Here is a 21492-nt window from a genome sequence, read left to right on the forward strand (position 1 = left end):
GTTAAACTGCCGCTTCCCTGCGGCAGTGATCTGAAAATGACGGGTTTTGACACACTTCCCAACGCCCCTTTGCAGCGCCTCGACCTGAGCTGGCTACGCCCGTTCGGCGTCGAGCTGGCGGTGCTGCGCCTGGACTTGATCGACCCGCTGATCAGCGGCAACAAGTGGTTCAAGCTTCTTGAGCATCTGCGCCTGGCCCAGCGCGCACAAGCGCCGGGCGTGATCAGCCTGGGCGGTGCGCATTCCAATCACCTGCATGCTCTGGCGGCGGCTGGCAAACGCTTCGGTTTCGCCACGGCAGGCCTGTTGCGTGGGCATGTTCAGGACACCGCGACCGTCCGTGACTTGCAGGCGTTCGGCATGCAGTTGCACTGGCTGGGTTATGCCGGCTATCGCGCGCGCCATCAGGCGGATTTCTGGTTGCCCTGGCAGGCTCACTACCCGGGTTGGCATTGCGTTCCTGAAGGCGGTGGCGGCCCCTTGGGCGCCAAAGGCTGCGCGTTGATCGTCGAGCAAGCCCGCAGGCAATTGGCCGCCTTGGGCTGGTCGGATTACCACGGTTGGTGGCTGGCGGCGGGTACCGGTACCACCCTGGCCGGCTTGGTGCTGGCTGAAGCAGGGGCGCGTGAGGTGCATGGTGCCTTGGCGCTGCCGCTGGACCACGGCGTACCGGCTCAGGTGCAAGCGCTCGCCGGGGACCATGGCTACCGTTTGTACCCGGCCTGTCGCGGCGGCTTTGCCAAGGTCGATGAGACCTTGCTCGGGTTTATCGACGCCTGCGAGGCCGAATCGGGTATGGCGCTGGAGCCGTTGTACACCGGCAAGGCCCTGCTGGCGCTGCGTGAACAGGTTGAACGTGGCGCGTTTGCCCCCGGCACACGCCTGATCTTTCTGCACACTGGCGGTCTGCAGGGCCGTCGTGGATTTACTTAATCGTTGCGCGGCAGCATGCGCAGCAGGGTGTTGTCACGCTGCACATAGTGATGGAACAGCCCGGCCAGGGCATGCAGGCCGATCAGCCAGTAACCCCAACTGCCGATGCGTTCGTGCCAGCCTTTGATGAATTTGGCCAGATCCGGGTCCGGTGCGATCAACGCGGGCAGTTCGAAGCCGTAGAAGGGGATCGGTTTGTTGGCGGCGCTGAGGATCAACCAGCCGGCAATCGGCAGGCCGATCATCAACAGGTACAAGGCCAGGTGCATCAGGTGTGCAAGGCCGGTCTGCCAGGCGGGCGGTGCCGGGACGATGGGCGGCGTCGGCCGGCTCAGGCGCAGGGCCAGGCGTAGCCAGACCAGCACGAACACTGTCAGACCGAGCATAAAGTGCAGGTCTTTCATCAGGTTGCGTTCAACACTGTCTTTGGGGAACAGCCCGCGCAGTTCGATCAGGGCGTACACCGCTGCCAGCAGCACCAGCATTAACCAGTGCAAAGTAATCGACAGGCCGCTGTAGCGTGCCTGGGGTGTGTTCACGGTCATGGTCTTTCCTCGTGGTCAGGTCAAAGTCCACGCTCTGTTGGCGCAGTTAAAGTCACTGTAATCGTTGGGGGGACGATTGCTTGCTTATTGCAACAAAAAATTGCTAACCGTGAATTGATCTGTCGCTAGAATTCGCCGCTTCATCGAATTCGTTTTCAAGGCTTGTGTAATGCTGATGGCATCGCTGATTTTCCTGCTGACCATTACCCTGGTGATCTGGCAGCCCCGTGGTTTGGGCGTCGGTTGGAGCGCCACGGGCGGTGCGCTGTTGGCGCTGCTCAGCGGTGTGGTGCAATGGAGTGACATTCCGGTGGTCTGGCAGATCATCTGGAACGCCACCGGTACCTTCATCGCCCTGATCATCATCAGCCTGTTGCTCGACGCGGCCGGCTTCTTCGCCTGGGCGGCGCTGCATGTGGCGCGCTGGGGGCGCGGCAGTGGGCGGCGCCTGTTCTGCTTTATCGTGTTGCTCGGGGCATTGGTCTCGGCGTTGTTCGCTAATGACGGCGCGGCGCTGATCCTCACACCGATCGTAGTGGCGATGCTGTTGGCCTTGCGCTTCAGCCCGGCGGCGACCCTGGCGTTTGTCATGGCCGCCGGTTTCATTGCCGACACTGCCAGCTTGCCGTTGGTGGTGTCGAACCTGGTCAACATCGTTTCGGCCGACTTCTTCGGTATCGGTTTCAACCGCTATGCCGCGGTGATGCTGCCGGTCAACCTGGTCAGCGTGCTGGCGACCCTGGCGGTATTACTGTGGTATTTCCGCCGCGACATCCCGGCCGACTATGACCCGCTGCAGTTGGATCGGCCACGAAGCGTGGTGCAGGATCCGGCAACCTTCGTTGCCGGTTGGCTGGTGCTGGTGATTCTGCTGGTCGGTTGTTTTGCCCTGGAACCGCTGGGCATCCCGATCAGCGCAATCTCTGCGGTGTGCGCCCTGGTGTTGCTGTTGGTGGCGGCGCGCGGGCACAAAATTTCCACCCGCAAAGTGCTCAAGGAAGCGCCCTGGCACATTGTGGTGTTCTCTCTGGGCATGTACCTGGTGGTTTACGGCCTGCGCAATGCCGGGCTGACCGACTACCTGGCGGGTTGGCTCGACAGCTTCGCGGCGGGCGGCGTGTGGGGCGCAGCGATGGGCACGGGGCTGCTGGCCGCGCTGTTGTCGTCCGTCATGAACAACTTGCCGACGGTGTTGATCGGCGCGCTGTCGATCGATGCCAGCTCGGCCACGGGGGTGGTCAAGGAGGCGATGATCTACGCCAACGTGATAGGCAGCGACTTGGGGCCGAAAATCACCCCGATCGGCAGCCTGGCCACCTTGTTGTGGTTGCATGTATTGCAGCGCAAGGGCGTGACCATTGGCTGGGGTTACTACTTCAAGGTCGGAATTGTGCTGACGGTGCCGGTGTTGTTGCTGACCTTGGCGGCGTTGGCGCTGCGCTTGGGGCTGTAGGAGCGGGCTTGCCCCGCGATAGCGGTGCGTCAGACGGATTGCGATCGCGGGGCAAGCCCGCTCCCACCGGTTGCCCTCAGCCCGGCAGATTCGGCCACAGGTCAGACACCAGAAACACCCGCTGCGCTTCCTCCCACTCGCCGTCTACGCCCTGCACCAGGCGTACCAGCAGTTGTGCAGGTGCCAGTGGGTCGAGGGCGCGCAGCCAGTCGCTCATCCGCGCCTCGCTCCAGTTCTGTCCTTCGGCACAGCGTGCCGGGGCCAGCCAGGCCTCGCGTGGCAAGGGTTGCCAACACCCCTCCAGACGCTGCTCGACGAACGCCGGCCAGTCGCGTTGATGCAGCCATTGCCCGCACAAATGCTGCGGGTGCGCACCTTCAGGCGCGTCGGCATGCCCGGGCCAGGGGTAGAACAGGTAGCCCGCCAGCCACAGGTGGGCGCTCAACTGCTCGATGTTCAAGGCGCTCAGGGCCTCGCGGCTCTCGGCCCGGGCAGATATTGGCAACTGGTGATCGGCCAGGTGCGCAAGCTTGCGGTCCAGGCGGTCGTGGCAGCCGGGGCCCAGCCAGTGCGCAGGATCGTGGCCATCGCCACCCGCTGGCCCCAGGTAGAGCTTGATGGCCAGTTCCTGGTGGTGCACACCCTCGGCATCACGCAGCAGCAGGTCCAGCTCGCCGAGGGTGTGGCCTGCGGTGCGAATCGGCAAGTTGGCGGCCAGCAGCTCGACCCCGGGCGCCTGTTGCAAGGCAAACTGCCATAGCCTTTCGTAGTACAACCCTAAACGCCGCGTGGTGGCCTGCGCCAGCCAGTGTTGCAGTGCGCTGCTGTCGCGATCCAGCGCATACAGCCATTGCTGCAGGCGCTCAGGGTGCGCAACCCAGTCACTGGCGGCCAGCGGATGGCGTTGCGGCCAGGGTGTTTGCTGCAGCATCGGCGGGGCAAGGATCACCCACGCCAGGTCGCGCACCTGAGGCTGGCGCAGCTGGCGGGGCAGGTCGGTCAGGCCGGGGAACGGGTTCATCCAGCGAGCATAGCGCTTTAGCCTGCCGGGCCGCTGATTTTCTCCAGCGTTTGCTGCCACCCGGCGCTTTCGCCCATAATCGAACTCTTTGGCGTACCTCGCCTTTTTACCCGCCGTAGCGCCTAGCAGGAGCCCCATGGAGCAATTTCGCAATATCGGTATCATCGGCCGCCTCGGCAGTTCCCAGGTGCTCGATACCATTCGCCGACTGAAAAAATTCCTGCTCGAGCGCCACCTGCACGTCATCCTTGAGGACACCATCGCCGAAGTCCTGCCCGGCCACGGCCTGCAGACTTCATCGCGCAAGCTGTTGGGCGAGGTTTGTGACCTGGTTATCGTCGTTGGTGGTGATGGCAGCCTGTTGGGTGCGGCCCGCGCCCTGGCCAAGCACAATACCCCGGTACTGGGCATCAACCGCGGCAGCTTGGGCTTTCTCACCGATATCCGCCCGGACGAGCTGGAGGTGAAAGTCGCCGAAGTGCTCGATGGCCATTACCTGGTGGAGAACCGCTTTCTGCTGCAAGCTGAAGTACGCCGCCATGCCGAAGCCATTGGCCAGGGCGACGCGCTCAACGATGTGGTGCTGCACCCTGGCAAATCCACGCGGATGATCGAATTCGAGATCTACATCGATGGCCAGTTCGTCTGCAGCCAGAAGGCCGACGGCCTGATCGTCGCAACGCCGACCGGTTCGACCGCCTACGCGCTGTCGGCCGGTGGCCCGATCATGCACCCTAAACTCGACGCCATCGTCATTGTGCCGATGTACCCGCACACCCTGTCGGGGCGGCCGATTGTGGTCGATGGCAACAGCGAGCTGAAGATCGTGGTGTCCAAAGACCTGCAGATCTACCCGCAGATCTCCTGTGACGGTCAAAACCACTTCACCTGCGCGCCGGGCGACACCATCACGGTGAACAAGAAGCCGCAGAAGCTGCGCCTGATCCACCCGCTGGATCACAATTACTACGAGGTCTGCCGGACCAAACTCGGTTGGGGCAGCCGCCTGGGTGGTGGAGGCGAGTGATGCTCGATCCAGCCCGTAGTTACGACTTGATTGGTGACGTGCACGGTTGTGCACACACCTTGGAGCGTCTGCTCGATGCCCTCGGCTACAAGCGTCAGGGCGGCGTGTGGCGCCATGCCCAGCGCCAGGCGTTGTTCCTCGGCGATATCATCGACCGTGGCCCGCGGATTCGCGAGGCGCTGCATATCGTCCACGACATGGTCGATGCCGGTCAGGCACGCTGCATCATGGGCAATCATGAGTACAACGCCCTGGGCTGGAACACCCCGGCCTTGCCGGAAACCGGCAAGCAGTTCGTGCGTGAGCACAACCCGCGCCACGGGCGCCTGATCTACGAGACCCTGACCCAGTTCGAGAAACACCCGGGCGACTGGCACGATTTTCTCGAGTGGTTCTATGAGCTGCCACTGTTTCTCGATGCCGGCCGCTTCCGTCTGGTCCACGCCTGCTGGGACCCGCGGCTGATCGAGCCGTTGCGCCAGCAGCACCCGGACGGCTGCATCGATGAGCACTTCATCCAGGCCTCCGGGGTGCCTGACAGCTTTGCCGCGACAGTCTGCAACCGCTTGCTCCGTGGCACCGACATGCGCCTGCCGGACGGCCTCACCCTGACCGGCGGCGACGGCCTGACGCGGGCGTTCTTCCGGACCAAGTTCTGGGAAGATGACCCACAGACCTATGGCGACATTGTGTTCCAGCCGGATGCGCTACCCGAAAAAGTCGCCAGTACACCGTTGAGCCACAGTCAGAAGAATGCCTTGCTGCGCTATGGCGAAGACGAACCGATGTTGTTCGTCGGGCACTACTGGCGCAGTGGCAGACCCGCGCCGATCCGTTCCAACCTGGCCTGTCTGGACTACAGTGCAGTGCTGTACGGCAAATTGGTCGCTTACCGACTCGATGACGAAACCCGAATCGACCCGCGCAAGTTCGTCTGGGTTGATGTCGACCGGCCGGAGGCCAGCCAATGAGTGCAGTGGTGGTGTTACGCATGCCCTTGAACATCGACCTGAGTGGCTTTGTCGGCCTGCTACGGCGCCTGCAGGTGCCACACCGGGTCAGCGAGGAGGGCGGCGAGCAGGTGCTGTGGGTGGCAGAAAGCCTGGCCGACGATGTGCGCGAGCTGTACCAGCGTTTTCCCGAGGGCGATGCCGATTTCCAGTTGCCCGAGCAGAGCGCTCTGACGCCACCGGCACGACCGGGTTTCGCCCAACAGCTACAAGCCAGCAAAGCCACTGCCGTGGTGCTGTTGCTGTGCCTGATCGTGGCCGGGCTGACTGGCCTGGGTGACAACTACGCCACCCTGAGCTGGCTGACATTTCTCGATTTTCGTGTACAGGGCGACTACCTGTACTTCACCCCGCTGACCGCGAGCCTTGCTGATGGCCAGTGGTGGCGGCTGTTCTCGCCGATGCTGGTGCATTTCGGCATCCTGCACCTGGCCATGAACGCCCTGTGGTACTGGGAGCTGGGCCGGCGCATCGAATTGCGTCAGGGCCCCTGGTCGCTGTTGAGCCTGACCCTGCTGTTCAGCCTGGTGTCCAACGCTGCGCAGTACCTGTTCGGTGGCCCGAGCCTGTTCGGCGGCTTGTCGGGTGTGCTGTACGGCCTGCTCGGGCACGTCTGGCTGTACCAATGGCTGGCGCCCAACCCGGTGTATCGCATGCCGCGCGGGGTGCTGGTGATGATGCTGGTCTGGCTACTGCTGTGCCTGTCCGGGTTGGTCAGCCTGCTGGGCTTTGGCCAGATCGCCAACGCCGCGCATGTTGGCGGGTTGTTGGTCGGCTGCCTCAGCGGGCTCTTGGGCGGGGCGCTGGCCCGGCGTAAACTGACGGCTTGATTTGGGAGACACTATGTCCACTTTTGCGCAAATGATCGAGAACATCACCCCGGAAATCTACGAGAGCCTGAAATTGGCCGTAGAGCTGGGCAAATGGGCGGATGGGCGCAAGCTCACCACCGAGCAGAAAGAACTGTCGCTGCAGGCGGTGATTGCCTGGGAAATCCAGAACCTGCCTGAAGAGCAGCGCACCGGCTACATGGGCCCGCAAGAGTGCAGCTCGAAGTCGGCACCGGTGCCGAACATCCTGTTCAAGTCGGATGCGATCCATTGATCGAACTTGGCCGCGGCTCCATCAGTAAAATGTCGGCGCGTCTCGACGCGTCGGGGGTGCAGTACGCTTTTCGTCTGGGCGAGCAGGAAGTGCCGGTCAATCCGTTGATCGGCACCACCGTGCGCCTGGAATACCTCGGTGCCATCCATTGCAGCCACTGTGGTCGCAAGACCAAGACCAGTTTCAGTCAAGGGTACTGCTACCCGTGCATGACCAAACTGGCCCAGTGTGACGTGTGCATCATGGCCCCGGAAAAATGCCATTACGATCAAGGCACCTGCCGCGAACCAAGCTGGGGCGAGCAGTTCTGCATGACCGATCATGTGGTTTACCTGGCCAACTCCTCGGGTATCAAGGTCGGCATCACCCGTGCCAGCCAGTTGCCAACGCGCTGGCTCGACCAGGGCGCCAGCCAGGCGCTGCCGATCGTGCGGGTGGCCACCCGTCAGCAGTCGGGGCTGGTCGAAGACCTGTTCCGCAGCCAGGTAGCCGACCGCACTAACTGGCGCGCCTTGCTCAAGGGCGATGCCGAAGCGGTTGATCTGCTTGCCGTGCGCGAGCAACTGTTCGACAGCTGTGCCGAGGGCTTCAGTGCCTTGCAGGCGCGATTTGGCCTACAGGCCATCCAGCCGTTGACCGACGCGCAAGTGCTGGAAATCCGCTATCCGGTCGAGGCCTACCCGAGCAAGATCGTCAGCTTCAACCTGGACAAGAACCCCGTGGCCGAAGGCACGTTGCTGGGGATCAAGGGCCAGTACCTGATCTTCGATACCGGTGTGATCAATATTCGCAAGTACACGGCGTACCAGCTCGCCGTGCATCAGTAAAAGGACCGCCACATGCGTACCGAACAGCCGCAAGTGATCTACCTCAAGGACTATCAGGCGCCCGAGTACCTGATCGACGAGACGCACCTGACCTTCGAACTGTTCGAGGACCACACGCTGGTCCACGCGCAGCTGGTCATGCGCCGCAACCCAGAGCGTGGTGCCGGCCTGCCGCCACTGGTGCTCGACGGCCAGCAGCTGGAACTGCTCAGTGTTGCCCTCGACGACCAGGCGCTGAACGCTGGCGACTATCAGATCGATGACAGTCACCTGACCGTGCAGCCCAAGGCGGCCAGCTTCACCCTCGACACCAGTGTGAAGATCCACCCGGAAAGCAACACCGCGCTGGAAGGCCTGTACAAGTCCGGCAGCATGTTCTGCACCCAGTGTGAAGCCGAGGGTTTTCGCAAGATCACCTACTACCTCGATCGTCCGGATGTGATGAGCACCTTCACCACCACGGTGATCGCCGAACAGCACCGTTATCCGGTACTGCTGTCCAACGGCAACCCGGTGGGCAGCGGCCCGCAGGACGACGGCCGTCACTGGGCGACCTGGGAAGACCCGTTCATGAAACCGGCCTACCTGTTTGCCCTGGTAGCTGGTGATCTGTGGTGTGTCGAAGATAAGTTCACCCGCCAGTCGGGCCGTGACGTCACCCTGCGCATTTATGTCGAGCCGGAAAACATCGACAAGTGCCAGCACGCCATGACCAGCCTGAAGAAGTCCATGCGCTGGGACGAAGAGGTGTATGGCCGCGAGTACGATCTGGATATCTTCATGATCGTGGCGGTCAACGACTTCAACATGGGCGCCATGGAAAACAAGGGCCTGAACATCTTCAACTCCAGTTGCGTACTGGCCCGTGCCGAAACCGCAACCGACGCCGCACACCAGCGGGTCGAGGCGGTGGTCGCCCACGAATATTTCCACAACTGGTCGGGCAACCGCGTGACCTGCCGCGACTGGTTCCAGCTGTCGCTCAAGGAAGGCTTCACGGTGTTCCGCGACTCGGAATTCAGTGCCGACATGAACTCGCGCACGGTCAAGCGCATCGAAGATGTCGCCTACCTGCGCACTCACCAGTTCGCTGAAGATGCCGGGCCGATGGCCCACGCCGTGCGCCCGGACAGCTTTATCGAAATCTCCAACTTCTACACCCTGACGGTGTACGAGAAGGGTTCGGAAGTGGTGCGCATGGTGCGCACCTTGCTCGGCGCTGAAGGCTTCCGTAAAGGCAGCGACCTGTATTTCGAGCGCCATGATGGCCAGGCTGTGACCTGCGATGATTTCATCAAGGCCATGGAAGATGCCAACAGCGTCGACCTGACCCAGTTCAAGCGTTGGTACAGCCAGGCGGGAACACCGCGTCTGGCCGTCAGCGAGGCATACGACAGTGCCGCGCAGACCTACAGCCTGACCTTCCGTCAGAGCTGCCCGGCGACCCCCGACAAAGTCGAGAAGCTGCCGTTCGTGATTCCGGTCGAGATGGGCCTGCTGGATGCCCAGGGCAACGATATTGCCCTGCGCCTGCAAGGTGAAGCGGCCGCTGGCGCCACCTCGCGGGTGCTGTCGGTCACCGAAGCCGAGCAAACTTTCACTTTCGTCGACATCGCCGCCAAGCCGTTGCCATCGCTGCTGCGGGGGTTCAGCGCGCCGGTCAAGCTGAGCTTCCCGTACGATCGCGACCAGCTGATGTTCCTCATGCAGCATGACAGCGATGGCTTCAACCGTTGGGAAGCCGGTCAGCAGTTGTCGGTACAGGTCCTGCAGGAGCTGATCGCCCAGCATCAGCAGGGCAGTGCCATGGTGCTCGATCAGCGTCTGGTCAGCGCGCTGGGTGCGGTGCTGGCCAACGAGCAACTGGACCAGGCCATGGTCGCCGAGATGCTCTCGCTGCCAAGCGAAGCCTACCTCACTGAAATCAGCGAAGTAGCCGATGTCGATGCGATCCACGCGGCCCGTGAGTTCGCCCGTAAGCAGATCGCCGACCAGCTGTTCGACGCGCTGTATGCCCGTTACCAGGCCAATCGCGGCGTCTCGCGCGACACCCCATACGTCGCCGAGGCCGAGCATTTTGCCCGTCGCAGCCTGCAGAACATTGCGCTGTCGTACCTGATGCTCAGTGGCAAGCCTGACGTGTTGGCGGCCACCCTGGAACAGTTCGACGCCTGTGACAACATGACCGAGCGCCTGACCGCGCTGGCGGTGTTGGTCAACTCACCGTTTGAAGCCGAGCGGGCCAAAGCGCTGGACGTCTTTGCAGAAAACTTCAAGGACAACCCACTGGTCATGGACCAATGGTTCAGCGTACAGGCGGCCAGCACCCTGCCGGGTGGCCTGGCGCGGGTCAAGGCGCTGATGCAGCATCCGGCGTTCACGATGAAGAACCCGAACAAGGTGCGCGCCTTGGTCGGTGCCTTTGCCGGGCAGAACCTGATCAACTTCCATGCCGCCGATGGCTCTGGCTATCGCTTCCTCGCGGACCTGGTGATCGAGCTCAACGCCCTCAACCCGCAGATCGCTTCGCGGCAACTGGCGCCGCTGACTCGCTGGCGCAAGTACGACGCTGCTCGTCAGGCGCTGATGAAGGGCGAACTGGAGCGCATTCTGGCGTCTGGCTCGCTGTCGAGTGATGTTTATGAGGTGGTGAGTAAGAGTCTGGTCTGACTTGGGCTCTGATCGCGGGGCAAGCCCGCTCCTACAGGTATTGCCAAACCTGTGGGGGCGGGCTTGCCCCGCGATGCTTTCTGCGCTTAACAAAAGATAACGTCCCATTCGTTGTCAGCCCTTCGCAAACCCCGATAGGATGGCTCTCAGCTATTGCGGGGCTCTGGAACACGGTTTTTGGCAGTACCTGCAAATAGATTGACCCAAATAACAATAATCGGGGGACAGATCTATGACCGTGCCTTATCCGGCAGGTACCGGCGCAGCGCGCGCCCGTCCATGGGCATTGGCCGCCAGCGGATTGCTGCTGCTGGCCATCGGCTTGTGGGCCAATACGGCGGAGGCGGCAGCGGCTGAGCAGCCGGTCTACTCCACTGAATCGGCCAAGGCTGAAAAAAGCCTGTTACTTGATGTGACCCGTGCCGGTAACCGTCTGATTGCCGTTGGCGACCGCGGCCATATTCTGTTCTCCGATGACCAGGGCAAGTCCTGGACCCAATCCAAAGTCCCGACGCGGCAATTGCTCACGGCCGTGTACTTTGTCGATGACAAACACGGTTGGGCCGTTGGCCATGATGCGCAGGTGCTGGTCAGCGCTGATGGCGGCGTGACCTGGACCAAGCAATTTGAAGACCTGCAGCGCGAAGCGCCGTTGCTGGATGTCTGGTTCAAAGACACCCAGCACGGCTTTGCCGTGGGCGCTTATGGCGCATTGCTGGAAACCACCGACGGCGGCAAGCAGTGGCACGATGTTGCTGATCGCCTGGACAACGAAGACCAGTTCCACCTCAACGGCATCGCCCAAGTCAAAGAGGCCGGCCTGTTCATCGTTGGTGAGCAGGGCAGCATGTTCCGCTCCAGCGACGACGGCCAGACCTGGCAGAAGCTCGAAGGCCCTTACCAGGGTTCGCTGTTTGGCGTTATTGGCACGGCCCAGCCGCGCACGCTGCTGGCCTATGGGCTGCGTGGCAACCTCTATCGCTCCACGGATTTCGGTGACAGCTGGCAGCAGATCGAACTGAAAGCTGCCCGCGGCGCGCTCGAGTTTGGCCTAGCAAGCGCTACGCTTCTCGATGATGGCAGCCTGGTATTGGTCGGCAATGGCGGCAGCGTGCTGCGCAGCAGCGACGACGGCCAGAGTTTCAGCGTATTCAACCGTGCCGATCGCGTCGCCCTCGCCGGTGTCAGCGGTAAAAACGGTGGAGGCCTGGTGCTGGTTGGCCAGGGTGGTGTGCATCTGGCTTCGGCCCAAGGCGGCGAAGGGGTGCAGCCATGACTCATCAGGAGCAGTTCAATATGAATCAGCAGCAGCATCATCAAGACAAGGCGACGCTGCTTGAACGCCTGATCTTCAACAACCGCCCGGTGGTGATCTTCATCTGTCTGCTGGTCAGTGTGTTCCTGTTCTGGCAGGCCATGCAGATTCGCCCTTCGACCAGCTTCGAGAAGATGATTCCGCTGCAGCATCCGTTCATCGAGAAGATGATCGAGCACCGCAATGACCTGGCCAACCTTGGCAACACTGTGCGGATTTCGGTGGAGGCCACCGATGGCGATATCTTCAGCAAGGACTACATGGAGACCTTGCGCCAGATCCACGACGAAGTCTTCTATATTCCTGGCGTTGATCGTTCCGGCCTGAAGTCGCTGTGGAGCCCCAGCGTGCGCTGGACCGAGGTGACCGAAGAGGGCTTTGCCGGCGGTGAAGTGATTCCCAACACCTACGACGGTTCGGCTGACAGCCTTGATCAGTTGCGCAACAACGTGCTCAAGTCCGGGCAGGTGGGGCGCCTGGTTGGCAACAACTTCAAGTCGAGCATCATTGATGTGCCGCTGTTGGAGTCGTACCCGGATCCTAAAGATCAGAGCAAGCTGATCAAACTCGACTACCAGCAGTTCTCCCATCAGCTGGAAGAGAAGATCCGCGACAAGTTCCAGGCCCAGAACCCCAACGTCAAAATCCACATCGTTGGCTTTGCCAAGAAGGTCGGTGACCTGATTGATGGCCTGGTGATGGTGGCGATGTTCTTCGGCATCGCCCTGGTGATTACCTGGGTGCTGCTGTACTGGTTCACCTGGTGCATCCGCAGCACCATCGCGGTACTGATCACCACCCTGGTGGCGGTGGTGTGGCAATTGGGGCTGATGCATGCCGTAGGCTTCGGGCTGGACCCGTATTCGATGCTGGTGCCATTCCTGATCTTCGCCATCGGTATTTCCCATGGCGTGCAGAAGATCAACGGTATCGCCCTGCAATCGAGTGAGGCTGAAAATGCCCTGACCGCCGCGCGCCGTACATTCCGGCAGTTGTTCCTGCCGGGGATGATTGCGATTCTTGCCGACGCCGTGGGCTTCATTACCTTGCTGATCATCGACATCGGGGTGATCCGTGAGCTGGCCATTGGCGCATCGATCGGTGTGGCAGTGATCGTCTTCACCAACCTGATTCTGCTGCCGGTGGCGATTTCCTATGTCGGCATCAGCAAGAAGGCCATCGAGCGCAGCAAAAAGGACGCCACCCGCGAACATCCGTTCTGGCGCCTGCTGTCGAACTTTGCCAGCGCCAAAGTGGCACCGGTGTCCATCGTCCTGGCCCTGCTGGCCTTTGGTGGCGGCCTCTGGTACAGCCAGAACCTGAAGATCGGCGACCTCGATCAGGGTGCGCCGGAATTGCGTCCGGATTCGCGTTACAACAAAGACAACAGCTTCATCATCGACAACTACTCGACCAGCTCCGACGTGCTGGTGGTGATGGTCAAGACCCCGACCGAGGGCTGCTCGATCTACTCGACCATGGCGCCGATCGACGAGCTGATGTGGAAGATGGAGAACACCCCGGGCGTGCAGTCGGCGATCTCGCTGGTGACCGTGTCCAAGCAGATGATCAAGGGCATGAACGAAGGCAACCTGAAATGGGAAAGCCTGTCGCGCAACCCGGACGTGCTCAACAGTTCCATCGCCCGTGCCGACGGCTTGTATAACGCCGACTGCTCGCTGGCACCGGTACTGGTGTTCCTCAACGACCACAAGGCCGAGACCCTGGACCGTGCAGTCAAGGCGGTGCAGGAGTTCGCCGATACCCACAACAAGGAAGGCCTGGAGTTTCTCCTGGCAGCCGGTAACGCCGGTATCGAGGCGGCCACCAACGAGGTCATCAAGTCGGCCGAGCTGACCATCCTGATCCTGGTGTACATCTGTGTGGCGGTGATGTGCATGATCACCTTCCGCTCCTTTGCCGCAACCTTGTGCATTGTCCTGCCGCTGGTGCTGACTTCGGTGCTGGGCAACGCGCTGATGGCGTTCATGGGCATCGGCGTCAAGGTGGCGACCTTGCCGGTGGTGGCGCTGGGCGTGGGGATTGGTGTGGACTACGGTATCTACATCTACAGCCGCCTGGAGAGTTTCCTGCGTGCCGGGCTGCCGTTGCAGGAAGCCTACTACCAGACCCTCAAGTCCACGGGTAAAGCGGTGCTGTTCACCGGCCTGTGCCTGGCGATCGGGGTGTGCACCTGGATCTTCTCGGCGATCAAGTTCCAGGCCGACATGGGCCTGATGCTGACCTTCATGCTGCTGTGGAACATGTTCGGGGCGCTGTGGCTGCTGCCCGCACTGGCACGTTTCCTGATCAAGCCGGAGAAGATGGCTGGCAAAGCGAGCAATTCGATCTTCGCGCATTGACCGTGCTTTATCGCGGGGCAAGCCCGCTCCTACCGGTAGGAGCGGGCTTGCCCCGCGATGCTTTCAGGTATCATGCATTTCTTTACCTGACGACACCCATCCCATGACAACCCTCTCCACTATTCTGCAGTCCGCCGACATGCTGCTGGTCGACGGCCTGCACGCCTTTGACTTCACCTACGACGCCACCGGCCTGCATATCGAATGTATGGATGGACGAGCGCTGAAGAAGTGGTCGTTCTCTCCCGAGCAGATCGCTGCCGCCCGCAAGGACGGCGAGGAATGGCTCATCGCAACCGACAGCACCGAGCATCGGCTAGTCTGTATGAGTGCCTTTCGCGCCCCGGATGAGGATGACGATGAAACGCCAACTGAAGACGTTGCTGATCGCTAGTGCCATGAGCGTGTTTGCCACCGCCCACGGCGCGCAGTTGCTGGTGGGCAGCTACACCGATGGCAGCAGCGAAGGGCTCTACCGTTACGCGTTCAACAGCGACAGCGGCCAGATCGACCCCACGCCGTTGCAGGTGCTGCAGAGTGAGAACCCCTCCTGGTTGACCCTGTCGGTGGACAACCGCCTGCTGTTTGCGGTCAACGAAAATGGCGCCGGCAAGGGCCAGGCCAGCAGTTTTTCCATCAGCAGCAAAGACGGCAGCCTCAAGCCACTCAACCAGGTCAGCAGCGCTGGCGATGAGCCAACCCACGCCAGCCTCAGCCATGACCAGCGCTACCTGTTCGTGGCCAACTATGGCGTGCAGCCGACCCCGGGCGGTAGCCTGAGCGTGTTGCCGGTAGCCAAAGACGGCAAACTGGCAGCCTCGGTGCAGCAGGATCAGCACAAAGCCAGCGGCGCCAACCCGCAGCGCCAGGCCGGGCCGCATGTGCATTCGGTGGTGTCTTCACCCGATGGGCATTACCTGTTTGCCAGCGATCTGGGCGCCGACAAGGTGTTCATCTACCGCTACGACGGCGCCAGCCCCAAGCATCCCCTGAGCGCCGCCACCCCCGCATTCGTTGAGCTACCGCCGGGCAGCGGGCCACGCCATCTGCTGTTCAGCAGTGATGGTAAACAGGCCTATCTGACCCTGGAGATGAGTGCTCAGGTTGTGGTGTTTTCCCACGAGGACGGCAAGCTGGTCGAGCTGCAGCGCTTGCCGCTGACCGAGCAGAACGACGCCTCGGCCAAGGCTGCGGGTGCCTTGCACCTGTCGGCGGATGGGCGCTTTCTGTATGTCAGCAACCGCGGTACGGCTAACGAATTAGTGGTGTTCGCTGTGGATGAAGACAGCGGCAAACTGATGCAGGTGCAACGCCGCAGCGTCGAGGGCGACCATCCGCGTGAATTCACCATCGACCCGTCGGGCAAGTTCCTTTTGGTGGCCAACCAGAAGAGCAACGAGATTGTCGTCATTCGCCGTGATCCGCGTAGCGGCATGCTCGGTGACACGGTGCAGAAGCTGCCCCAGGATGCGCCCTCGGACCTGAAGTTTGTCGAGTGACAATCGGCGCATGTAAAGATTCTGGTAATAGCCTATCGCCATGTGATTGAATTTGACGCTAAATTTTTGACTCTTCTCACACAGGGAATGAAGCATGGTCTGGCGCATCGTGGCGGTATTGCTGTTTCTGTATTCGTCGCCGATTCTGGCTGTGTAATGAAGGGACCGCGGGGCAAGCCCACTCCCACCCGGTAGGAGCGGGCTTGCCCCGCGATCGATTGGTTACTTGGCCATAATCGCCTTGAACAACGCCGACTCCAGCCAACCCTGAAGCCAGGCACGCAGCTGCGGGTAAGGCGCGTTGGCGAACCAATCCGGCTCTACCCCGGCAAACTGGCGCATCAACGGCAGCAAGGCGGCATCGGCCAGGCTCGGGTGTTCGGCGAACAAATAGCGCTGCTGCGTCAGCCGGGCTTCCAGCTCGGCTAACCAGCGTTCAGCCTGTTGCCGATAATCCTCACGGGACTGTTGTGGGTAACGCTCGGCGTACTTGTACAGATTGACCTGCACCTTGAAGTCACGGTCATTGCGCACGATCAGGGCTTCGGCTGCTTGCGCCGCCTGCGGGTCGGCGCGCAGCAACCAGTCTTGCGGGTCATGCCGGGCCAGGGCCCAGCGCATGATGTCCAGGCTTTCATCGAGCACCTCGTCACCCGCGTGCAACACCGGCACCGTGCCTTTGGGCGACAGCTCAAGCAGCTCTGGGGGTTTAGCCTTCAAGCTGACTTCGCGGATGTCCACCGGGCACTCGCTGTAACGCAGGGCCAGGCGTGCACGCATGGCCCATGGGCAACGACGGAACGAATAAAGAATCATCCGTTGACCTCGATTGAACTCAAGCCATTGCCCTGACGGCGTACCTGGATCTGTACCGGGATGCGTTCGTGCATCTCCTGCACATGGGAAATCACCGCGACCTTACGCCCTTGCGCCTGCAGGCCGTCGAGGGCGTCCATGGCCAGCTGCAACGACTGCGGATCGAGGCTGCCAAAGCCTTCGTCAATAAACAGCGATTCGATCCGCAAGGTGCTCGACGCCATCGATGCCAAACCCAGGGCCAGGGCCAGCGACACCAGGAAGGTCTCGCCACCGGACAACGAATGCACCGAGCGCAGTTCGTCACCCATTTCGGTATCCAGCACCAGCAGGCCGAGCAGGCTGCCACCGCGCTTGAGACGATAGCGCCGAGCCAGTTGCCGCAGTTGCGCGTTGGCGTGATGCACGAGCAAATCGAGGTTGTAGCCTTGGGCGATTTTGCGGAAGGTGTCGCCGCTGGCCGAACCGATCAGGGCATTGAGACGCGCCCAGCGCTGCCATTGCGCGTAAGCCTCGGCAATGCGCTCGGCCAGGGCCTGATTGGCCTGTTGGCGACGCTGGTCGTCGGCTTGTTCGGCGCGCAGCTCGGCGCACGCCTGTTCGCTGGCGGACAGTTGCGCCTGCAAGGTGTGCAAGGCGTGCTCCAGGTCTTCAGCGGGAAGTTCCAGTGTGCCCAGTGCTTGATGCTGCTCCAGACGTTGTTGCCGCTCCTTGAGCAGCACCTGCGCTTGCTCCAGGGCTTTTTCGCTGTCGAGCAGGCGCTGGCGCAGCTGGCTGACGGCGTTGTCATCCAGGGCCAGTAAGTGCTCCAGACCGCTGTCATCCAGTTCAGGATGCTGTTGGCGCCATTGTGCGATCTGTGCGCTGGCTTCGGCGAGTTCCTGCTCCAGGGCGCTCATGCGCTCGCCTTTGGCCTTGAGTTCAGTCGCCAGTTCAATCAACCGAGCCTGGGTCTCCTGCAGCTGCTGGCCAGCCTGAGTGTCTTGCTGGCGAGCGTTGGCTACCGATTGCTCCAGGTGATGCTGCCACTGCTCCGCAGCAGGATGCTCACCGAGCAGACCGGCAAGGTTGGCCTGACTCTGTTGCTGTTGCTGCTCAAGGGCGGTGCATTGCGCCTCGAGCTCCTGCAGCTTCTGCGCCCGGGTCTGTTGCTGAAGCTGGGCTTTATCCAGTGTTTGCTGACGCTCATTGTGTTCGAGCTGCTCATCCTTGTGCCGTTGCTGCAGGTCCAGGCGTTGGGCCAGTTGCTGGTCGAGGCGCACGAAGGTGGCGGCCGGTTCACGGCGCAGTTCCTCGAGGGTTTCGGCGGGTAGCAAGCTGGCAAAACTGGCCAGTTCCTGCTCCAGGCGCTGTTCATCGGCGCCCAGCGCTTGCTGTTGCTGCTGCAGCAGTTGGTTGGCCTGCTGATTGGCGTCGGTGGCGGCCTGCAATTGCTGTTGCAGACGGGCGGCGTTTTTCTGCACGCTCAGCAGGGCGGCCTGACGCTGCTCGTCGCGGCTGATGTCATCGCTCAGGCGGCGCAGTTGCAACGCCAGCCAGGCGGTTTGTTGACCGACCTGCTGCTCGTTGAGTGCGGGGTACAGCGCATGGGCCTGCAAGCCGGGCGTCAGGCGTTGCAGTTGCTCGCTCAGTTGCTCCTGCTGGTGCAGGTATTCCTTGATCTGCCCATTGACGCCGCCCAGTTGCGTGCGCAGCTCGTCCAGTTGCTTCTTCAATTCATCGACGGCGTGCTGGGCGTTGCGCTCCTCATCCTGATCATGTTGCCCCAACTGCTGCAGCAGGGCTTCAGGCTGATGGTACGGGTGCTCCTGGCTGCCACACACCGGGCACGGCTGATCGTCTTCGAGCTGGGCGCGTAAGGTTTCCACGGTCTGGCTGCGGGCCAGGCGCTGGCGTTCGAGCAATTGGCGGGTGACGGTCAGCGCCTGTTCGGCGGCGGTCAGCTGGCTCTTGCCGCTCAGGCCCTCACTGATCAGTTGCTCACGCTGCTTGAGAGCGGCCTGTTGGCGCTGTTGCAGGGCGGCCAGGCGCTGTTCCAGCTCCTGGTGCTGCTCCCAAAGCCGGCTGAGGTCTTCTACCTGACGCTGTTGCTGGCGATTCTGCTGCAGCAGTTCGCCCAGCAAGCCGATCTGTTCGGCCATGCTCTCGGGCTCGGCCTGGGCTTCCTGGTAGAGCAGGGCGATGGCGGCTTGTTGCTGTTGCAGCTCAGCGCTGGTCTGCTTGACCCGTTCCTGCAGCCCCGGCAGTTCGGCGCGCCCCTGGTTCAGGCGGTTGCCCAGTTGCATCAGCTGTTGCAGGCGATCACGGTAAGCGCTCCAGGCATCGCCCAGACCGGCAAGGGATTCGCTGTGCAGCAGTTGTGCGCTGATCTGCGCGAGCTGCTCTTCAGTGCGCTGCTGTTGCGCGGTCAGCTGAGCGATCTGCTGTTGTCCTTCGCTGCAGGCCAGCGCTGCTTGCTGTTTCAGGGTCTGGTAGTTGCTCAGCTCGGCAGACAGGCGCGCCAGGGTATTTTGCTCGGCGAACGCCTGACGCAGCAGTGGCGCGCTGTCACTTTGCTGGCTCAAGGCCTGGTTCAGGGCCTGCTGGGCCGTGTGTTGCTCGTCCTGCAATTGCTGCTGCCGCGCCAGCAATTCGTTGTGCTGCTGGGTCAACGTGCTGATGCTGTCGGCCAGGGGCGAACGTTGAGCGTTCAACGCCTGCTGGCGGGCGAACTGATGACGCTGCGGCGCCAGTTGTTCCAGGCGTACCAGATTGAGGCGTTCGCCCTGCAGGCTGTCGCTGTGCTGCTGGGCACTGTGCAACTGTTCGGTGCTGGTCTGCACCTGGCTTTGCAACTGCGACAACTCGGTCAGCCAGGCACGTTGCAGTTCAAGCTGGCGCTGTTGGGCTTGCTCGGCCTTGAGCCGCTCCAGCGCCTGGCCGTAGCGTTGGTCGAGGTCTGCACGCGCTTCGGGGGCCATCGGCATCACCCCGGCGGCCTGGTCTTGCAGGGCTTTATGGGCCTCTTCGGCTTCTTTGCTCTTGCTGTAGGCGCGTCGCCCCAGCTGGCTGTAGATCGCCGTGTTGGTGAGCTTTTCCAGCAACTCGCTGCGGTCTTTGTCGTCAGCCTTGAGGAAGGCGCTGAACTCGCTCTGGGCCAGCATCACGGCCCGGGTGAACTGTTCGAAATTCAGGCCCAGGCGTGCTTCGATCAGTTGCTTGTATTCGCCTTTGCTCTGGTTGCTCAGCAGTTGATCGCTGTCCAGGTCATGCAGGCTCTGGCGGCTGCCTTGCAGCTTGCCGTTGGCTTTGTCGCGGGCGCGGTTGGCTTCCCAGCGCGCACGGTAGCGGCGGCCATCGATGCCGACGAAGTCAACTTCAGCAAAACCGCTGCCGGTGCCACGGCGCAACAGGGTGCGCGGGTCGCTGGTGAGGATGTCACTGTCGACTTCTGGCAGCTTGGTTTCGCGGCCGATATTGCTCAGCCGCGGTACCGCCCCGAACAAGGCCAGGCACAAGGCATCGAGCAGTGTACTTTTACCGGCGCCGGTAGGGCCGGTGATGGCGAACAAGCCTGCGCTGGCCAGCGGCTCGGCGGTAAAGTCGATGTCGAACGGACCCGCCAGGGACGCCAGGTTCTTCAGGCGGATGGCGAGAATCTTCATGGCTGTTCCTCTTGCTGTTGAACGTCCTGTAGCAACAGGGCGAAGTCGGCCAGGGTCTGTTCGTCCACGGCGTTGCCGTAGGCCTGGGCCCAGGCGCGGCTGAACAGTTCTTCAGGCGTCATCTGACCAAGCTCCATCAGCGTGGTGTCATCGAGCGCGTCGCCTTCGCGGCTGCCAGCGTACTCGGCGGCAATTCGCACCAGGCGCACGGCTTTGCCCTGCAGGGCGCTCTCCAGTTGCTGGCGCAGGTCGGGTTGCGGTTCATCCAGGCGTACCCGCACCTCCAACCAAGGCTGACGCTGCGGGTCGTCGAGCAGGTCGACCACCGGCAACTCGGCCAGTTGTTCAAGTACCTCGGCCAGCGGCGCAGGGCCCAGGCGTTGCAGGTGCACGGCGCGAGGAATCAGGCGAGATTCGACACTGCTCAGGGTGCTGCCATCGAGCTCGATTTCGAGGATCTGGTGTGGGTAGCCAATCTCGGAAAAGGACAGCGGAATCGGTGAGCCACAGTAGCGGATGCGTTCTTCGCGATTGACCCGTTGAGGCTTGTGCAGATGCCCCAGGGCCACGTAGCTGATGTCTTTGCTGAACAGGCTGGCGGGCAAGGCCTCGGCGTTGCCGATGATCAGGCTGCGTTCGGAGTCTTCCGACACCGAGCCACCGGCCATGTGCGCATGGCTGACGGCAATCAGCGCCTGGCCTGGCTTGCGCCGTTCCAGCGCAGCGGCGATCAGGCGCTCGTGCACCTGGCCGATACCGCGCAAGTAATCATCGCCCAGGTGCGCGCCGGTGACCTCGGCAGGCCGCAGGAACGGCAGCGCCAGGCACCATGCCGCAACCTTGCCGCGAGCATTGGTCAGGGGAATCAGCAGGCGCTCGCTGTCGAGCACGCCGTCGTCGAGCCATTGCACCCGGCCCAGGGCGTAGGTGCGCAAGCGGCGCATCAAAGGCGCTGGCAGCTCGATGCGTGAGCCGGAATCGTGGTTACCGGCGATCATCACGATGTTCAGCTTGGGCTGCTGCTCATGGGCCTGGACGATGAAGTCGTAGAGGCGCTCCTGGGCTTTGACCGGTGGATTGACCGTGTCGAAGATGTCGCCAGCGATCAACAGCGCATCGGGTTGGCGCAGCTTGAGCTGGCCGAGCAGCCAGTCGAGAAAACACGCGTGTTCGAAATCGCGTTCCTGGCCATGCAGGGTTTGTCCCAGGTGCCAATCAGAGGTGTGAAACAGACGCATGAAGGGTTCCGCAGATTGCTGGCGCAG

Annotated in this window: 17 protein-coding genes; 12 read left to right on the forward strand and 5 right to left on the reverse strand. The window is 62.1% G+C overall.

Annotation, left to right across the window (positions count from 1 at the left end):
- Positions 1-36: 36 nt before the first annotated feature.
- Entirely contained in the window at positions 37-933 is an 897-nt protein-coding gene (locus ACP6KB_RS08245) for a 1-aminocyclopropane-1-carboxylate deaminase/D-cysteine desulfhydrase (RefSeq protein ID WP_442113254.1), read from the forward strand.
- Here the strand turns inward: ACP6KB_RS08245 and ACP6KB_RS08250 are convergent.
- Positions 930-1478: a cytochrome b gene (locus tag ACP6KB_RS08250; RefSeq protein ID WP_442113255.1), complete on the reverse strand. Its 549-nt coding sequence runs from the start codon at positions 1476-1478 to the stop codon at positions 930-932. The two genes, ACP6KB_RS08245 and ACP6KB_RS08250, sit on opposite strands and share 4 nt — an antisense overlap.
- A 169-nt stretch (positions 1479-1647) precedes the next feature.
- Here ACP6KB_RS08250 and ACP6KB_RS08255 point away from each other — a divergent pair, with 169 nt between their 5' ends.
- Positions 1648-2931, forward strand: a complete 1284-nt coding sequence (locus ACP6KB_RS08255) for an arsenic transporter (protein ID WP_442113256.1) — start codon at positions 1648-1650, stop codon at positions 2929-2931.
- Between the two features lie 76 nt (positions 2932-3007).
- Here the strand turns inward: ACP6KB_RS08255 and ACP6KB_RS08260 are convergent, their stop codons facing one another.
- Complete coding sequence (locus tag ACP6KB_RS08260) at positions 3008-3952, reverse strand: DUF1853 family protein (protein WP_442113257.1); 945 nt, start codon at positions 3950-3952, stop codon at positions 3008-3010.
- A gap of 136 nt (positions 3953-4088) precedes the next feature.
- Between ACP6KB_RS08260 and ACP6KB_RS08265 the strand changes: the two genes are divergently transcribed.
- The 10 genes from ACP6KB_RS08265 (at position 4089) to ACP6KB_RS08310 (ending at position 15767) form a co-directional block, all read left to right on the forward strand.
- On the forward strand, positions 4089-4979 hold the full coding sequence (locus ACP6KB_RS08265) for an NAD(+) kinase (RefSeq protein WP_107022970.1): 891 nt from the start codon (positions 4089-4091) through the stop codon (positions 4977-4979).
- Positions 4979-5950, forward strand: a complete 972-nt coding sequence (locus ACP6KB_RS08270) for a metallophosphoesterase (RefSeq protein ID WP_442113258.1) — start codon at positions 4979-4981, stop codon at positions 5948-5950. Before ACP6KB_RS08265 ends, ACP6KB_RS08270 begins: the two co-directional genes overlap by 1 nt.
- Positions 5947-6819, forward strand: a complete 873-nt coding sequence (locus ACP6KB_RS08275) for a rhomboid family intramembrane serine protease (RefSeq protein ID WP_442113259.1) — start codon at positions 5947-5949, stop codon at positions 6817-6819. Before ACP6KB_RS08270 ends, ACP6KB_RS08275 begins: the two co-directional genes overlap by 4 nt.
- Positions 6820-6832: 13 nt before the next feature.
- Positions 6833-7093 carry a YeaC family protein gene (locus ACP6KB_RS08280; RefSeq protein WP_133211015.1) on the forward strand — a complete coding sequence of 87 codons (261 nt, stop codon included), beginning with the start codon at positions 6833-6835 and terminating at the stop codon, positions 7091-7093.
- On the forward strand, positions 7090-7920 hold the full coding sequence (locus tag ACP6KB_RS08285) for a DUF2797 domain-containing protein (RefSeq protein WP_442113260.1): 831 nt from the start codon (positions 7090-7092) through the stop codon (positions 7918-7920). The genes ACP6KB_RS08280 and ACP6KB_RS08285 overlap by 4 nt, the downstream gene beginning before the upstream one ends.
- Before the next feature lie 12 nt (positions 7921-7932).
- Positions 7933-10590, forward strand: coding sequence for an aminopeptidase N (gene pepN / locus ACP6KB_RS08290; protein WP_442113261.1), 2658 nt, complete (start codon positions 7933-7935; stop codon positions 10588-10590).
- 232 nt (positions 10591-10822) lie between these two features.
- Positions 10823-11866, forward strand: a complete 1044-nt coding sequence (locus ACP6KB_RS08295; protein WP_442113262.1) for a WD40/YVTN/BNR-like repeat-containing protein — start codon at positions 10823-10825, stop codon at positions 11864-11866.
- A 20-nt stretch (positions 11867-11886) separates the two neighbouring features.
- Complete coding sequence (locus ACP6KB_RS08300; RefSeq protein WP_442114277.1) at positions 11887-14268, forward strand: efflux RND transporter permease subunit; 2382 nt, start codon at positions 11887-11889, stop codon at positions 14266-14268.
- Positions 14269-14371: 103 nt separating this feature from the next.
- Entirely contained in the window at positions 14372-14662 is a 291-nt protein-coding gene (locus tag ACP6KB_RS08305) for a DUF5629 family protein (RefSeq protein ID WP_442113263.1), read from the forward strand.
- A complete protein-coding gene (locus ACP6KB_RS08310; RefSeq protein WP_442113264.1) occupies positions 14628-15767 on the forward strand; it encodes a lactonase family protein in 1140 nt (379 codons plus the stop codon). Before ACP6KB_RS08305 ends, ACP6KB_RS08310 begins: the two co-directional genes overlap by 35 nt.
- Positions 15768-15989: 222 nt before the next feature.
- On the opposite strand, the gene ACP6KB_RS08315 is transcribed toward ACP6KB_RS08310, so the two are convergent.
- Genes ACP6KB_RS08315 through ACP6KB_RS08325 form a run of 3 tightly spaced genes read right to left on the reverse strand, consistent with a single transcriptional unit; the run spans position 15990 to position 21465 of the window.
- On the reverse strand, positions 15990-16583 hold the full coding sequence (locus ACP6KB_RS08315) for a glutathione S-transferase (RefSeq protein WP_442113265.1): 594 nt from the start codon (positions 16581-16583) through the stop codon (positions 15990-15992).
- Positions 16580-20227: an AAA family ATPase gene (locus tag ACP6KB_RS08320; RefSeq protein WP_442113266.1), complete on the reverse strand. Its 3648-nt coding sequence runs from the start codon at positions 20225-20227 to the stop codon at positions 16580-16582. The genes ACP6KB_RS08315 and ACP6KB_RS08320 overlap by 4 nt, the downstream gene beginning before the upstream one ends.
- The gene (locus ACP6KB_RS08325) at positions 20224-21465 is read right to left on the reverse strand and encodes an exonuclease SbcCD subunit D C-terminal domain-containing protein (RefSeq protein ID WP_442113267.1); all 1242 of its coding nucleotides are present in this window, start codon (positions 21463-21465) and stop codon (positions 20224-20226) included. Before ACP6KB_RS08325 ends, ACP6KB_RS08320 begins: the two co-directional genes overlap by 4 nt.
- Between the last annotated feature and the right edge of the window lie 27 nt (positions 21466-21492).

Origin of the sequence: Pseudomonas sp. NUPR-001 (assembly GCF_052147955.1) — a bacterium.
In the GTDB taxonomy this organism is placed as follows: Bacteria; Pseudomonadota; Gammaproteobacteria; order Pseudomonadales; family Pseudomonadaceae; genus Aquipseudomonas.

What these genes read in the sequence shown, in the direction of transcription:
- ACP6KB_RS08245 (WP_442113254.1), top strand. Translation starts at nt 37, where the DNA reads ATGACGGGTTTTGACACACTTCCCAACGCCCCTTTGCAGCGCCTCGAC.
- ACP6KB_RS08250 (WP_442113255.1), bottom strand. Translation starts at nt 1,478, where the DNA reads ATGACCGTGAACACACCCCAGGCACGCTACAGCGGCCTGTCGATTACT.
- ACP6KB_RS08255 (WP_442113256.1), top strand. Translation starts at nt 1,648, where the DNA reads ATGCTGATGGCATCGCTGATTTTCCTGCTGACCATTACCCTGGTGATC.
- ACP6KB_RS08260 (WP_442113257.1), bottom strand. Translation starts at nt 3,952, where the DNA reads ATGAACCCGTTCCCCGGCCTGACCGACCTGCCCCGCCAGCTGCGCCAG.
- ACP6KB_RS08265 (WP_107022970.1), top strand. Translation starts at nt 4,089, where the DNA reads ATGGAGCAATTTCGCAATATCGGTATCATCGGCCGCCTCGGCAGTTCC.
- ACP6KB_RS08270 (WP_442113258.1), top strand. Translation starts at nt 4,979, where the DNA reads ATGCTCGATCCAGCCCGTAGTTACGACTTGATTGGTGACGTGCACGGT.
- ACP6KB_RS08275 (WP_442113259.1), top strand. Translation starts at nt 5,947, where the DNA reads ATGAGTGCAGTGGTGGTGTTACGCATGCCCTTGAACATCGACCTGAGT.
- ACP6KB_RS08280 (WP_133211015.1), top strand. Translation starts at nt 6,833, where the DNA reads ATGTCCACTTTTGCGCAAATGATCGAGAACATCACCCCGGAAATCTAC.
- pepN (WP_442113261.1), top strand. Translation starts at nt 7,933, where the DNA reads ATGCGTACCGAACAGCCGCAAGTGATCTACCTCAAGGACTATCAGGCG.
- ACP6KB_RS08295 (WP_442113262.1), top strand. Translation starts at nt 10,823, where the DNA reads ATGACCGTGCCTTATCCGGCAGGTACCGGCGCAGCGCGCGCCCGTCCA.
- ACP6KB_RS08300 (WP_442114277.1), top strand. Translation starts at nt 11,887, where the DNA reads ATGAATCAGCAGCAGCATCATCAAGACAAGGCGACGCTGCTTGAACGC.
- ACP6KB_RS08305 (WP_442113263.1), top strand. Translation starts at nt 14,372, where the DNA reads ATGACAACCCTCTCCACTATTCTGCAGTCCGCCGACATGCTGCTGGTC.
- ACP6KB_RS08310 (WP_442113264.1), top strand. Translation starts at nt 14,628, where the DNA reads ATGAAACGCCAACTGAAGACGTTGCTGATCGCTAGTGCCATGAGCGTG.
- ACP6KB_RS08315 (WP_442113265.1), bottom strand. Translation starts at nt 16,583, where the DNA reads ATGATTCTTTATTCGTTCCGTCGTTGCCCATGGGCCATGCGTGCACGC.
- ACP6KB_RS08320 (WP_442113266.1), bottom strand. Translation starts at nt 20,227, where the DNA reads ATGAAGATTCTCGCCATCCGCCTGAAGAACCTGGCGTCCCTGGCGGGT.
- ACP6KB_RS08325 (WP_442113267.1), bottom strand. Translation starts at nt 21,465, where the DNA reads ATGCGTCTGTTTCACACCTCTGATTGGCACCTGGGACAAACCCTGCAT.